The 14,089-nt window shown below is 66.7% G+C and carries 14 protein-coding genes; 5 read left to right on the top strand and 9 right to left on the bottom strand.

Features of this window, described 5'->3' with window-relative positions; genetic code table 11:
- Nucleotides 1–290: 290 nt before the first annotated feature.
- Nucleotides 291–1,565 (bottom strand): hypothetical protein, encoded by a 1,275-nt coding sequence (locus tag NCW75_01835; protein UYV13038.1) that lies wholly within the window; start codon nt 1,563–1,565, stop codon nt 291–293.
- A 236-nt stretch (nt 1,566–1,801) separates the two neighbouring features.
- Between NCW75_01835 and NCW75_01830 the strand changes: the two genes are divergently transcribed.
- Nucleotides 1,802–2,647, top strand: coding sequence for a complement resistance protein TraT (locus tag NCW75_01830; protein UYV13037.1), 846 nt, complete (start codon nt 1,802–1,804; stop codon nt 2,645–2,647).
- Nucleotides 2,648–2,757: 110 nt separating this feature from the next.
- Here the strand turns inward: NCW75_01830 and NCW75_01825 are convergent, their stop codons facing one another.
- The 6 genes from NCW75_01825 to NCW75_01800 form a co-directional block, all read right to left on the bottom strand.
- A complete protein-coding gene (locus NCW75_01825) occupies nt 2,758–3,609 on the bottom strand; it encodes a hypothetical protein (protein ID UYV13036.1) in 852 nt (283 codons plus the stop codon).
- A gap of 333 nt (nt 3,610–3,942) precedes the next feature.
- Nucleotides 3,943–4,656, bottom strand: coding sequence for a 1-acyl-sn-glycerol-3-phosphate acyltransferase (locus NCW75_01820; protein UYV13035.1), 714 nt, complete (start codon nt 4,654–4,656; stop codon nt 3,943–3,945).
- 42 nt (nt 4,657–4,698) lie between these two features.
- Nucleotides 4,699–4,839 carry a hypothetical protein gene (locus NCW75_01815; protein UYV13034.1) on the bottom strand — a complete coding sequence of 47 codons (141 nt, stop codon included), beginning with the start codon at nt 4,837–4,839 and terminating at the stop codon, nt 4,699–4,701.
- Nucleotides 4,840–6,732 (bottom strand): ferrous iron transporter B, encoded by a 1,893-nt coding sequence (locus NCW75_01810; protein ID UYV13033.1) that lies wholly within the window; start codon nt 6,730–6,732, stop codon nt 4,840–4,842.
- Between the two features lie 4 nt (nt 6,733–6,736).
- Nucleotides 6,737–7,006 (bottom strand): ferrous iron transport protein A, encoded by a 270-nt coding sequence (locus NCW75_01805; GenBank protein UYV13032.1) that lies wholly within the window; start codon nt 7,004–7,006, stop codon nt 6,737–6,739.
- Nucleotides 7,007–7,536: 530 nt separating this feature from the next.
- Nucleotides 7,537–8,025 carry a hypothetical protein gene (locus NCW75_01800; GenBank protein UYV13031.1) on the bottom strand — a complete coding sequence of 163 codons (489 nt, stop codon included), beginning with the start codon at nt 8,023–8,025 and terminating at the stop codon, nt 7,537–7,539.
- Nucleotides 8,026–8,160: 135 nt separating this feature from the next.
- Here NCW75_01800 and NCW75_01795 point away from each other — a divergent pair, with 135 nt between their 5' ends.
- From NCW75_01795 to NCW75_01785, 3 genes are all read left to right on the top strand, one after another.
- Nucleotides 8,161–9,546: a replication-associated recombination protein A gene (locus tag NCW75_01795; GenBank protein ID UYV13030.1), complete on the top strand. Its 1,386-nt coding sequence runs from the start codon at nt 8,161–8,163 to the stop codon at nt 9,544–9,546.
- Between the two features lie 301 nt (nt 9,547–9,847).
- Nucleotides 9,848–10,324, top strand: coding sequence for a hypothetical protein (locus NCW75_01790; GenBank protein ID UYV14232.1), 477 nt, complete (start codon nt 9,848–9,850; stop codon nt 10,322–10,324).
- 55 nt (nt 10,325–10,379) lie between these two features.
- Nucleotides 10,380–11,741, top strand: coding sequence for a DUF2254 domain-containing protein (locus NCW75_01785; protein ID UYV13029.1), 1,362 nt, complete (start codon nt 10,380–10,382; stop codon nt 11,739–11,741).
- Nucleotides 11,742–11,759: 18 nt separating this feature from the next.
- Here the strand turns inward: NCW75_01785 and NCW75_01780 are convergent, their stop codons facing one another.
- Both NCW75_01780 and lipB read right to left on the bottom strand, forming a co-directional pair.
- The gene (locus tag NCW75_01780; protein UYV13028.1) at nt 11,760–12,356 is read right to left on the bottom strand and encodes a hypothetical protein; all 597 of its coding nucleotides are present in this window, start codon (nt 12,354–12,356) and stop codon (nt 11,760–11,762) included.
- An 89-nt stretch (nt 12,357–12,445) separates the two neighbouring features.
- A complete protein-coding gene (gene lipB, locus NCW75_01775; protein UYV13027.1) occupies nt 12,446–13,177 on the bottom strand; it encodes a lipoyl(octanoyl) transferase LipB in 732 nt (243 codons plus the stop codon).
- 51 nt (nt 13,178–13,228) lie between these two features.
- On the opposite strand from lipB, the gene lpxA reads away from it, so the two are divergent.
- Entirely contained in the window at nt 13,229–14,068 is an 840-nt protein-coding gene (gene lpxA / locus NCW75_01770; GenBank protein UYV13026.1) for an acyl-ACP--UDP-N-acetylglucosamine O-acyltransferase, read from the top strand.
- Nucleotides 14,069–14,089 lie beyond the last annotated feature (21 nt).

Genomic DNA, 14,089 nt, shown 5'->3' with positions numbered 1-14,089 from the left:
GGCAGGTGCTACGGATGCTTCGGTGCGGGCTGACCCCGGCTCGCTCTGGGCGGGGTGTGCGGGTGGGTCGGTGGGCCGTACGCGGCGGCGCTGCCGCATACGGAGTGGCCGCAAGGGACGCGGGCCCTCGGGCCTTGTGGAGCGCTCTCCCGGACGGGGCTGCCCAGGCAGCGTCGGCGTCAGCAGGCCGCCAACGCATTGCTCCCACAAAGGCATACGACCATTCGGGTCGCGCTGTTGCTCAAACCGTCCTTAGTGTAGCCGCCACCCCCGGCGAAGTGGCCAAAGCATCAACCCCCGACCATCCGATCGCCCGCCAGCGCAAGCAACATCTCGGCCTGCCGGGCACTCGCCCCACGATGCTCTTCCACGCACGCCAGCGCCGCACCGGCCATCACCCCCGGGGCCTCCGCATCACCGAACAAAGACTGGATCACCCCCCCCAAACCTTCCGCCCCAACCACCCGGCACGCCCCCGCCCGGGCCAGCACCCCCACCACCGTCGCAAAGTTCGCGTGGGCCGGCCCGGTCACCACCGGCTTGCCCAGAGCCGCCGGCTCCATCGGGTCGCTCCCCTGCACCGGCCCATCCACCGGCCCAAAGCTCCGCCCCACCACCACCACGTCGGCCAGCTCATACGCCGCCCCAAGCTCACCCAGCGTGTCGAGCAGGAATCGATCCCCCCCACCAGACTCCTGCCCAGCCACCCCAACCGACCGCCGCACGCACCCCCGCCCCCCAGCCGAGAGCGCCGCCGCCGCCTCATCAAACCGCTCGGGCTTCCGCGGCGCACACACCAACTGCACGCCCTCCGGGCACGCCCCGTGCAGCAACGCCTCCTCACCTGGCCCAGTGCTCCCCGCCACCAGCACCGGCCGAGACCGATCCACCCCGAGCGCCTTGGCCAACGCCACAGCCCCCGGCGACACACCATCGGGATGCGGATCCGGAGCCGAATCCCACTTCAACGACCCCGTCACCTCCACCCGATCCGCCGCCACTCCCATCGCCACGAACCGATCCGCATACGCCCTGTCCTGCGCCCCCACCGCCGCCAGCGACCCAAACGCCCCCCTCAACAACGGCCGCAGCTTCTTGTACCCCCCAAACGACCGCTCACTAATCCGCCCGTTGATCACCGCAACGGGCACCCCACGCGCCCCGCACGCCGCCACGAAGTTCGGCCACAGCTCCAGCTCCGCCAGCCCCACCACGTCCGGCCGCACCGCATCCAGAAACCGCCGCACCGCAAACGTCGCGTCCAGCGGATACCGCCGGACCTCACAGGTCTCGCCATACAGCTCCTTCGCCCGCGCCAACCCGGTATCCGTCGTCGCCGTCACCACCACCCGCGCATGCGGAACCAACAACGGCACCAACGCCCGGATCGCATTGGTCTCCCCCACCGACACCGTGTGCAGCATCACCCGCGGCAGATCATCCCCACCAGCCACCGGCTCCACCCGCCCAAACCGCTCGGCCCACCCCCCGCGAGCCTTCCGCGCCCACCACGGCGCCGTCACCCCGGCCACGCCCAGATACACCGCGTTGGTCACCAACCCCATCGGCCGAATCGCTCCACGTTTTCCGGCCCGTTCACCCACGCACGCCTCTCAATGAAGAAGACCCCAGAACCACAAGAATAGGAAAACCAACCAACGAACCCCGCGAGGCCTGCCCCGAGCCACCAACAACCTCCAGATGGAGATAGAGCATTCCCCGCCCAAGGGATACCCTCGAACGATGATGGCCGGGGCGTCTCCAACGCCCCGGCAATAGAGGAACAGACAAGGAGTCCGAGATGCGTGACGGGATTCAAAACAAGCTCCTGGCTTCGGCCATGATCGCCGGCCTGATCGGCCTCACCACCCTCAGCGGCTGCACCGCCGCCGCCCGTGGCATGGGCCGCCTCACCGCCAACAAGTACGCCAGCGCCCAGCACGGCACCGTCTGGGTCGTGCCCCCGCCCCAACTCGAGCCTCCCGCGCCTGATAACAAGACCATCTACATCTCTTACCAGAACATCTCCGACGCCGACATCGACCTCACCGACCTCCTCCGAGACGCAGCCACCGCCCAGGGCTGGCAGCTCGTCAGCAACCCCCAAGAAGCAACCTACCGCCTCCGCGCCCGCACCCGCTTCTTCGGCGAGGTCGAACCCGAGACCGGCGGCGAGAAGATCGCTCGCACCATGGGCTGGGTCAGCGGCGCCGCCGTCGGCATCGGCACCGGCGTCCTCGTCGCCGACGCCACCGACAACTGGGGCTACGGTGCCGCCGCGGGCGCGGGCGCCGGCGGCCTCGTTGGCTTGGGCATGACCAACGCCTCCAAGGTCCGCGAATGGGCCATGATCACCGACTTCGTCCTCGAAGAACACAAGGACCAGCCCATCGAGTTCCAACTCCTCGCAGAGAGCGACAGCGCCGGCACCACCACCGCCGGCGTCGGTAGCAGCCGCATGGGCGACGGCGGCGGCACAAGCTCGAGCTCCTCAAGCACCGCCACCACCACACGCACCAGCAACTACTTCCCCCACGGCGTCCGCCTCAGCGCCTGGGCCAACCAGATGAACATGAAAGAAGCCGAGGCCATGCCCCACATCCGCCAACGCGTCGAGAAGGTCGTCAAGCAGATGCTGCCCCAGTAGCCCCACGACCGCAAGCCATCAAAATGCCCGACCACGCAATCTTGCGTAGTCGGGCATTTGTTCTGCGCTCCACGCCGATTGGCCAAACCAACACACCCAAGACCGAACCTTCAGGCCGATAGCGATGGGTTTTCAACGAGGCTCGCCCCGTTGGCCTCGGGAAAGAAATCCACCCGTGCATATCCCGGGGTGCCAATCCGGCGCCCACGGTGGGCCGTCACCCTGTACACAACACGGCGCGTTCCCACGGGCAGGGCCGTGTCACGGAATCCCGTCGAATCGCAGCTCAGCAAATGCTCGAAAGCCCCATCGGCAATGCGACGCTGCACCTCGTACCTGATAGGTTCGTCGTCCGAGCCATCGAGCACATCATCGTCCATCGTCTGGAAGCCGATTCCCAGCACGCCGGGTTGCATCAACTCGATCGCAAATCCGTGAGGGCGGGCGGGGCTCGGCCAGGGTGCCGCAGGAACCGGAACGTCCAGAATCCCAAGGATCTCCTCGCGCTCTCCATCCTCGCAAGCCATGTCGGCGAACGATCTCACCTTCTCGCGTAACACGCCATGGAGAGCCGCATTCAGTTGCTCGATGGCCGCCCGCGCATCCAGATACAGCGTCGCGATGTCAGCATTCTCGTACTTCTCCTCGGCGGCCTTGCAACTCGGGCTGTACATGGTCGCAAAGCCGCTCTCAATGTCCTTCATCACCGCCTCGGCATCGTGGACGACCTGCTCAAGCTCCCACACACCAAACGCATCGATGTTCAATTCCGTGGCTAGACGAGTCCAGAGCGGCACATGCGCGCTGGCCCACTCGAGCAGGTCGTCGCCGCTGGCAGGTTGATTCTTTGGATCAAGCCAGTCGATCGAGTCAGTACTCGAATCGGCTGACCCCGAAACGGCGGGTGCCGTCGCTTCGGGAAGAACCGGCGCTTCACCGGACGGGGGGATTGTGTCGGTCATGGGCGAACTCCATCATCCATCGAGATCGAGCGAGACACGAACGAGGCATAGCAATGGCACAAACGGCACCGCAGACATGATCCTCACCCGTTGTATCGACGCACCATGCAACCCGCTTTTGCGACCGATCTTCTCGGACCATCACGCTTGCGAGTCCGCCGCGTAGCAATCACCGCGTTGACAATCTCCCAACATCACCACCAAAGCGCGCAACCTCCCAGCGTTCCACAAAAAACGGCTTGACGCCGCAAGCCGTTCCTGTATCGTGATTCCATGCTCGACGAGAACCTCAACCCGATCCGCACGCCAATCCGCCAGCGCATCAAGGCAAGCTCACGCCTCCACGCCCCACCCGGTCCACGCCTCATACCGGGCCTGAAGGTCGGCTGCTACCTCCCCGGGTCCCATCCCACGACCATACGAGATCGGCTCCATCACCCGGATCCGCGGCCGGCTCGTCCGCGACAGAGCGCCCCAAGCCGTCGGCGTCATGGGCGCGCCCTCGATCACGATCGGCAGCACCCGAGCACCACTCCGACGGATCAGCAAGCCAACCCCGGCCTGGAACGGCCGCAGGGTCCGCGGCTTCCGCTCGATGCCACCCTCGGGAAACAAACCGAGCACACCGCCGTTACCAAGGTGCCGCAGCGCCTCGCGCACCCCGGCCGGGTCGCTGTTCGCCCGATCCACAAAGATGATGCTCCCAAACTCCCACAAGAACTCGCCCGCCGGGTGCCGCATGTCGGCGGCCATCATCCACCGCGGCTCGATCGGCAAAATCGCCTGGATCAGCAGCGGGTCAACGCCCGAAGCATGGTTGGCCACCACGATCAGCGGCCCGACCGGTCCACGCTTGGGGTCCGGGATGTTCTCCAGGCCACTCAGAACCGGCGGATGCCGCAACCGCACGTACCCCCGGATCACGTACCACGCCAGGTTCCCCAACACCTCATCGCCGCGCGGCCCATCCAGCAGCCGCCCGGCGACAATCGCCAGACCAAACCACAACAGAACCGCCAAAATGATCCAGAAAAGCCAATCGGGCATGAGGGCAACAGGTTAGCACCCGTTAGGTTCGGTTGCGAGCCGCTACGAGCGCTTCGGAGCCGAGATCGTCAGCCCAGCACGCTTCTGCGGGCGCTTGGCCGGCCGCACGGCGCGCGCCATGAGCGCGATAGCCCCCACCGCCACGACCGTCACCACCCAGAACTGCCAATCACCCCAAGGCACTCAACCCACCGCGCTCATCACGCCGTACACGATCGCGGCGGCGACATAGGCAACGCCCGTCATCCACCCGGCCTGCAACGCCGCCCACTTCCAGCCGCCGGCTTCCTTGGCCGTCACGACCAAGGTGGGCAGGCACTGGATGGCCAGCACGAAGAACACCAGCATCGACCAACTGGTCGCCGCGGTGAACACCTTCGTGCCATCATCGCGCGTGGCGTTGGTCAACCGGTCGCGAACGCCCTCGCCCTCGGCGTCGTCGGTGCCGGCGATCTGCACCGCCATCGTGCTCACGAACACCTCGCGCGCGGCGAAGCTGGCCAGGATGCCGACGGTGAGCTGCCGATCGGCGCCGATGGGCGCGAACGCCGGTTGCAGCGTGTCGCCGATGCGGCCCAGGAACGAGACCTCGGCCGCGCGCTGGGCGTCGTCGGGGTCGGTTGGCTTGGGGTAGGCCGAGAGCCACCAGAGGATGACCGAGATCGCCAGGATGACGGTACCGGCCTTGCGCACGAACAGCCACCCGCGCGCGGCGGCGGTCTTGGTTGCGCCGACCAAACTTGGCCACTGGTACCGCGGCAGTTCCAGAGCCATCGCCGGGCTCTTGCCCCTCAGGATGGTCCTGCGCGCGATGATGGCGGTGAACAAGCCCGCCAGCGCGCCCAGCACGTAGCAACCCGTGAACGCCACGGCCTGCAGCATGGTGCTCTGGGGGAACAGGATCTGCGTGAGCAGCACGTACACAGGGATGCGGGCCGAGCAGCTCATGAAGGGGATAGCCAGGATGGTGGCCACGCGCTGGCGGAAGTCGGGGATGGCGCGGGCGCTCATGATGGCGGGAATCGCGCAGGCGTGGCCGCTCAGGAGCGGCACGAAGGCGTGGCCGGGCAGGCCGAAGGGTTTGAGGAGCCGGTCGATGACGAAGGCGGCGCGCGCGAGGTAGCCGGTTTGTTCCAGCAGCGCGATCAGGAAGAAAAGCAGCACGATTTGCGGCAGGAAGACCAGCGTGCCGCCGACGCCGGCGATGACGCCGTCGGCCAGCAGGTCGCGGATCGCGCCGGCGGGCAGGGTGCTGCTGACCACGCCGGCGAGCCAGCCGAAGCCGGCCTCGATGGCGTCCATCGGGATGGTGGCCAGGCTGAAGATGGCCCAGAACAGGCCGGTCATGAGGGCGGCGAAGGTGGCCACGCCGAGGATCGGATGCGTGAAGGCCAGGTCGAGGCGATCGGTGATGGCGTCGTGGTCGCGCGATTCGGCGGTGCAGGCCTTGGCGTAGACGGCGTCGGCCCACACGTCGAGGTCGTGCGCTTTGGGGCTGAGCGGGCCGGCGGCGGTGCGCGCGCGGGCGAGGGCGGGGAGCACGTCGGGCACGCCTTTGCCGGTCTTGCCCGAGGCGATGACGACCGGGCAGCCGAGGGCGGCCTCGAATTTCTCGGCGTCGATGCTGATGCCGGTGCGCGCGGCGGCGTCGGTCATGGTGACGACGATGATGGTGGGCAGGCCGAGCGCGATGGCCTCGCCTGCCAGGCGCAGGTTGCGGGGCACGTTGGTGGCGTCGACGACGATGGCGACGGCGTCGGGCTGGCCGGTTGGGAAGCCCTTGATCGATTGATCGCCGGCCAGGACGCCCTTGGTGATGCGCGATTCGTTGGTGTTGAGGGTCAGGCCGTAGGCACCGGGGAGGTCTGCCAGGACGACCGGGCCGGCGGGCGTGGTGACGCTGGCGAGGTGGGCTTCCTGGGTGGTGCCGGGGAAGTTGGCGGTCTTCTGGCGGCGGCCGGCGAGGGCGTTGAAGAGGGTTGACTTGCCGACGTTGGGGTTGCCGACGAGGGCGGCGGTGCGCACCGCGGGGGCGGTCACGCTGACGGGGTTGTGTGGGCGCGTGACCGTGGGCATGGCATTATGATGAAGGCAGGACGTAGAGGGAGTCGGCCAGGTCTCGGCTGAGGGCGATTCGGCAGCCGCCGGCGTGGCCGTCGACGTGGACGATGCAGGGCTGGCCGGCCTTGCAGACGCGGAGCTGGCAGGAGGGGCGCAGGCCCATGGCGGTGAGGTGGGCGGCCGAGTCGTCCTGGAAGTCGCTCGAGTCCAAACGGCCCGTCTGGCCGCGCGTGAGCTGGGTGAGGCGGACTCTCGCGGGGGCCTTGGCTGTGGTCTGGGTCGCTGTCACGGGGGAGTCTAGCGGTATTGAGACTGGTTCGCAAGTGGGGAGAAAGGTGAACGCTGAGGTCGCGGAGGGCTCGGAGGTGGAGAAGAGGGGGAGGGGTCGTTCCGGACGCGTCGGGAGGAACTCAGGGCGGGCCAGAAGGAACTCAGGGCGCGTCGGGAGGAGTTCCAGGCGCGCCAGGAGGAGTTCCGGGCGCGCCGGGAGGATCTCCGGGCGCGTCAGGAAGAGTTCCGGGCGTGCCGGGAAGAGCTCCCGGAGCGTCGGGAGGAGTTCCCGGCGCGTCGGGAAGAGCTCCCGGCGCGTCGGGAACTCTTCTAGGGGGCGCCAGGGCGGTTTCTCTATCGGACCCGCTCTGCAGGATTATCGGCGCGGTGATCGGCGGCGAGTCCGCGGCCTTTGCGAGCACGAGGGTTATGGGGAGTTGGGGCCGGGCTTGGTGGGGTGGCGGAACTGGTCGGCGGTGGGCGGTGAAGTGGTCGAGCTTGAGGCGGCCCAACCCGCGATCCCATCCGAGTGCGTATCTGGAACCGGAGTCAATCCCCGGGGTAGGGAGCGAGATGTCCCCACAGTTCTTCGTCCCGAATGAACCGATGGCCCACGTACTGACCGTCATCCGCGCCGTTCATCCGCCAGAACACCAAGTCGTCGCGAGTATGCATGGTCTCATCTGGCCCCATGCTGCTCACGACGATTACCCATACCGTCGACTCCGGGGTTGCATTCACTTCGCGATCGCCCATCAATTCTTCGGGCACTTCACTGAGAACGCTTTCCTTCACTATCACGTGAAGCTCGTTCCCCCATTCATCCGTACTTGGGGTGCCCGGCATTTGAGCCCATCCTGCGGGGGCTTGGTACCCGATTCTCTTGATCTCGGCCCAGATGTGCAGGCCGGCAATCCTCAGTCTCTTGTTGGTCTCCTCGCCAGCGGGCTCGCCGCTTGCAAGTGTGACTAGCGCGATCCCTCCCGCCGCGACCGCAACTGCGACGGCGCCACCAATCAACTTCGCCCTCTTGCTCATCGCAGTGCCCTACCCGAATACGCGAAGACATGCGCACACAGAGCGCGCACTAAGACCTTATGCTAGCGTGCACGCCACTGGGAACGGCTTCGGCCAGATGTCCCTTCGCTGCGTGCGTCCGAGATACGATCGATCATGAGCGATCTGTTTGGAGCCGAGCGGGCGAAGCGGCGGCGGCGGGCCGAGCCGTTGGCGGCGAGGATGCGGCCGCGGGTTATTGATGAGGTTGTGGGGCAGGGGCACATTCTGGGGCCGGGGAAGCTGTTGCGGCGGATGTTGGAGGCGGATGCGCTGACGAGTTTGATTCTGCATGGGCCGCCGGGGACGGGGAAGACGACGCTGGCCGGGTTGGTGGCCGAGCATTCGGGGCGGCACTTTGAGTCGGCGAACGCGGCGTCGATCGGGGTGAAGCGGGTGCGGGAGGTCTCGGAGATCGCGCGGGCGCGGCTGGAGGATGGGGGGACGCGGACGGTGCTGTTCCTGGATGAGGTGCATCGGTTTTCGCGGAGCCAGCAGGACGTGCTGCTGGAGGACGTGGAGCGCGGGGTGCTGACGCTGATCGGGGCGACGACGGAGAACCCGCTGTTCGCGTGCAATGCGGCGCTGGTGAGCCGGAGCACGTTGTTCCGGTTGGAGCCGTTGACGGAGGATGAGGTTGTCGAGGTGTTGCGGCGGGCTCTTCGCGATGACGAGCGTGGGTATGGGAAGCTGGAGGTCGAGGCGCACGAGGATGCGTTGCGCGTGTGGGCGATCAAGAGCGATGGGGATGCGCGGCGGGCGTTGACGGCGCTGGAGGTTGCTGTGCTGAGTTCGGGGAAAGCCCGGCAGAAGATCGTGATTGATCGGCGGGTTGCCGAGGATTCCATACAGCAGAAGGCGGCGGTGTATGGGGATGATGAGCATTACGACTCGGCGTCGGCGATGATCAAGAGCATCCGGGGGAGTGATCCGGATGCGGCGTGCTATTGGATCGCGCGGATGCTCGAGGGCGGGGAGGACCCGCGGTTTATTGCGCGGCGGTTGGCGATTCTGGCGAGCGAGGATGTGGGGAACGCGGACCCGCGGGCGATGCTGATTGCGGCGGCGGCGTGGGAGTTGGTGGAGCGGATCGGGCTGCCCGAGGCGCGGATCACGCTGGGGCATTGTGCGTGCTATCTGGCGCTGGCGCCCAAGAGTAATGCGGCGTACCGGGCGATTGATGCGGCGATCGCGGATGTGAAGGAGGGGCGGACGGTGCCGGTGCCGGTGTATCTGCGGGATCCGAATTCTTCGCCGGTGACGACTGGGGAGGGGACGGGGGTGCGGACGAAGGAGGTTGGAGATGAGCGGTATGAGTACAGCCATGGGGCCGAGGGTGGGGTGACGGGGCAGGATTATCTGGGGGTTGCCAAGCGGTATTACGAGCCTGGGGAGGCGGGAGAAGAGGGGGCGATGGCGGCGCGGTTGGAGGAAATCCGGGCGATGCGGCGGAGGAGAAAAGGGGATCACCACAGAGGCACAGAGGCACGGAGGGAAGAGTGAGAAGGGGATTGGGGAAGAGACAGAAGAACCCTCACCCCGGCCCTCTCCCTGGGAGGGAGAGGGAGGCAGAGGGCAGAAGGCGGTTGTGATGCGGCGCGGGTTTACGTTGATTGAGTTGTTGGTGGTTGTCGCGATCGTTGCGGTGTTGGTTGGGGTGTTGCTGCCGACGCTTGCTGGGGCGCGGGATGCGGGGCGGGCGGCGGTTTGCTTGTCGAATCTGCGGCAGTGTCATTTGATTTGTGCGCAGTATGCGGATGTGTACAAGGGGTATGGGCCGGCGATCGGGCGGCCGTATGGGAGCGTGCCGAATTGGGCCTTGGTTGTCCAGACCGAGGCGAAGGGGGGCGAGGGGCGTGCGGGGACGGGGCCCGGGGAGGTGTTCGAGGAGGTTGGGATCCTGGTGTGCCCGGCGTGCCAGGCGAAGACCGGCGAGCGGATGACGCGGACATATGCGATGAACGCGACGGGGTTGGCGGGGTTGCCCGGCGATGGCGGGGATTACGACGCGAAGGCGACGTCGATCCGGTTTGACCTGGTGGGGTCGCCGGCGGTGACGCCGTTGCTGGTGGACTCGGCGCCGACGGAGCCGGGGCCGGGGATGCCGCCACGGACGCGGACGGCCAGCGTGATCGACTTTCGGCAGGATGGGCACGTGGCCGAGCGGCTGGGGTATTGGCATGGGGGGCGGGCGGACCGGCGGTGCCATGCGGTGATGTTTGATGGGTCGGCGCGGGGGTTTGCGGGCGTGCAGGATGGATGGCTGGAGCCCTTGCGGTAGGCATCCGGGATTGGGCGTGGGGATTGGCGATGGGTACCGGTGTACCGTTGCGGCGATGCGACACTTGGGGCTGATCTGGGAAGCGTTGCGCACGAGCCTGTGGTTCGTGCCTTCGTTGTTTGTGCTCGGGGCGATCGTGCTGGCGCAGGGGATGATCGAGTTGGACCACGTCTTGCCGATGGGCAAGCTGGAATCGGCGTTGCCTCGTGTGTTCGCGGTTGGGCCTTCTGGTGCTCGCAGCGTGCTGGCAACCGTGGCGGGGTCGATGATCTCGGTGGCCGGGGTCGCGTTCTCGATCACGATCGTGGCGTTGACGCTCGCGTCGAGCCAGTACACGAGCCGGATCTTGCGGAACTTCATGCGCGACCGGGCGAACCAGGCGGTGCTTGGGGCGTTCGTGGGCATCTTCGTGTATTGTCTTTGGGTGCTGCGGACGATCAGCGAGGGGTCGGGGGAGGCGTACTCGTTCGTGCCCGCGACGGCGGTGCTGATGGGCGTGGTGCTCGCGATCGTGGGGATCGCGTGCCTGATTTTTTTCATCCATCACATCGCCCAGGCGATCCAGGCCGAGCACATTATTCTGGCGGCGACGAACGAGACACTTGATACGGTCGATCGGTTGTTTCCCGAGCGGCTTGGCAAGGATGCGGATGCGGGCGAAGAGACCGCGGCGATGGCCCGGGTCTCGGATGGAGCGATGGCGTGGCGGGCGATCGCATCGAACAAGACGGGGTATCTGCAGAGCGTTGACGAGGATGGGTTGCTGCGGTTTGCCTGCGAGCGTGGGATCGTGGTGCGGATGGAGTGCGCCATCGGCCGGTTTGTGGTGGAGGGCTCTGCCCTGGCGTCGCTGGCCGTCCCGCCGGCGCCGGCCTCGGTTGCGGACACGCGGCAGCCCGAGGGGCACACGGTCGAGGCGTTGCGGGGTCTTTTTGCCATCGGCGGCCAGCGTACGACGGTGCAGGACTCGGCGTATGGCATTCGCCAGATCGTGGACGTGGCGCTGAAGGCCTTGAGCCCCGGGGTGAATGACACGACGACGGCGGTGAGCTGCGTGGAGCACCTGACATCGATCATGGCGCGGGTGGCGGTGCGGCGCATCCCGTCGGCATACCGGCTGGAAGAGGGGCAGGTTCGCGTGATCGCGCTCCGGCCTTCGTTTGCCGAGCTGCTGGGTAATGCGTTCGATCAGATTCGCCAGAACAGCGCGGGCAACGTGGCAACGCTGCAGGCGTTGGTGGATGGTCTGATCGTGCTGGCGGACCGAGCTGCAAAGCCGGAATATCGGCAATCGATCACCGATCAGCTGGACCTGATCGCGGCATTGGCCGAGCGGACCATCGAGCAGGACGCGGACCGAGCGAGAATCGAAGAAACGGTCCGACGCCTGCGCGAGGATTTGGGCGAGGCGGGGTGATCGATCGGTTGGGGTGGGTTACTCGCAGCCGGCATCGAACTCGTTCTGGAACGCTAAGAAATCGAAGATGGTGAGATCTCCGTCTGCGTCGAAGTCGGCGAGGGGGTCGCCGGCGTCGAAGAGGTTTTGGAAGGCGAGGAAGTCGAAGATGGTGAGCTGGCCGTCGCCGTCGAGGTCGACGCGGCAGGGGGGATCGCCGAAAATGAGGCGGTAGGCTGCGCCGCCGCCGTCGAAGGGGCTGGCGGTGACGGTGATCTCCATCGAGAGCGGACCACGGTGGGTCAGGAAGACCTGGCCGCTGGACCAGCGTTCGTCGGCGAAGGCGGTGTCGTAATCGAAGCCGATCTCGTCGCCGATGGTTGTGGGCTCGGAGCAGTCGAACTGGTCGACGGTGCCGGCGCGGTCGACCAGGCGGACTGAGAAGCGGTCGCCCGAAAGGAATGCGTCGGTGACCTGGAGCACGGGGTTGTCGTCGGTGATGAAGAGGCTGATGATGATGAGGTCGCCGACGGGACCGAAGGTGAAGCGTTCCCAGTCTTGGGCGTTGGCCTGGGTGGCGGTGGCGGCGAGGGCGAGCGTGGCGGTGATGATGGTGGTCTTGGTGTTGGACAGCATCTTGATACCCCCATGAGCGGGCCCGTCGGGCGGGCCGGGTGATTGGTCGGATGACGAGGTATCTGTTGTACCCGAAAATGGGCTAGAGATCAACGGAAAATGGGTTGATCGGCCCGGGCGATTTGGACTAATCGGGCAAGATTGGTCACCAGGGCGGCTTGGGTGGCCCGGAAGCTAGGACAGGCGTCGCCCAAGACGGCTCTCATGCTGGTGACGGAGCGCTCGTGCAAGCCACACGGGACGATGAGGCTGAAGTGGGTGAGATCGGGGTCGACGTTGAGGGCGAGGCCGTGGGTGGTGATCCACTTGCGGACGCGTACGCCCATGGCGGCGATCTTGGCGGGAGGGCCATTGGCGGGTTTGACCCAGACGCCAGTGGCTTCGGGGTCGCGGTCGCCCTGGATGCCGTAGGTGTCGAGGGTGTCGATGACGGCTTGTTCGAGGAGGCGCATGTAGCCGTGGAGGCCAAGGGGCTTGCCGGTGTCTGTGTTGGTGAGGCGTTCGAGGTCGAGGATGGGGTAGGCGACGATCTGGCCCGGGCCGTGGTAGGTGACGTCGCCGCCGCGGTCGGTCTGGTGGAGTTGGACGCCCAGGGCGGCGAGGCGGTCGGCGTCGGCGAGGACGTGGCTTGCGGCCCCCTTGCGGCGGGTGACGGTGATGATGGGCGGGTGCTCGACGAGGTAGATGGTGCCCAGGTCGCCCGCGGGGTCGCCCCGGGCTTCGATGAGCTCGGCCTGGCGGGCGCGTTGGATGGCGAGGGCCTGCTCATAGGCCATGCGGCCCAGGTCGATGGTGTCCAGGCCTGGGGTATGCTCGCTCACGGGGAACGGTAGTCGCGGACAGGCGGGGGGTGGGCCCGTACGATGGGGCCTATGCAAACAGCTTCTTCGCAACAGACCGGGCATCACGAGACCGCCGAGATTCACCAGTCGTCATACGTCGACCCGGAGGCTTTCCTGGGCGAGGATGTGGTCGTCGGGCCGCGATGCCACGTGGGGGCGGGTGTGCGGCTTGAGCGGGGCGTGCGGCTGATCAACTCGGCCCATATCGAGGGGCCGGCGACGATTGGCGCGGGCACGCTGGTGTATCCGTATGTGGTGATCGGGATGCCGGCGCAGGATTTCAAGTTCTCGCCGGGCGACCCTACGCCGGGGGTAAAGATCGGCTCGGAGTGCGTGATCCGCGAGCATGTGACGATCCATCAGGCGACCAAGGAGGACCGCCCCACCACCATCGGCGACAAGTGTTATCTGATGGTCGCGAGCCATGTGGGCCACGACTGCCTTGTTGGCAATGAGGTGATGCTGGTGAACAGCGCGCTGCTGGCCGGGCATGTGACTATTGGCGACAATGCCATCTTGAGTGGGAACACGGCGGTGCATCAGCATTGCCGTGTGGGACGGCTGGCGATGATCTCGGGCTGCCTTGGGACGACGATGGACGTGCCGCCGTTTTGCTTGTGCGACCAGATGAACGTGACCAATGGCGTGAATCTTGTCGGGCTGCGGCGATCGGGCGCACCGCGTGAGTCGATCGACGCCGTGCGGTTCGCGTTCCGCACCGTGATCTCGAAGAGCCTGCCACGGAAGGAAGCGCTCGCAAAGCTGCGCGAGCTTGGCGAGAAGGACCCGTTGGTGTCGGAGATGGCCGAATTTGTTGCGACTACGGTGCGCGGCGTGGGCCGCGGCGCCGATCGGAACGCGCGTCGGTAGTGCGTAGCTTGGCCTGCTGCC

This window comes from Phycisphaera sp. (assembly GCA_025916675.1).
Classification (GTDB): domain Bacteria; phylum Planctomycetota; class Phycisphaerae; order Phycisphaerales; family UBA1924; genus JAHCJI01.
This window is presented reverse-complemented; position numbering and strand designations above follow the sequence as displayed.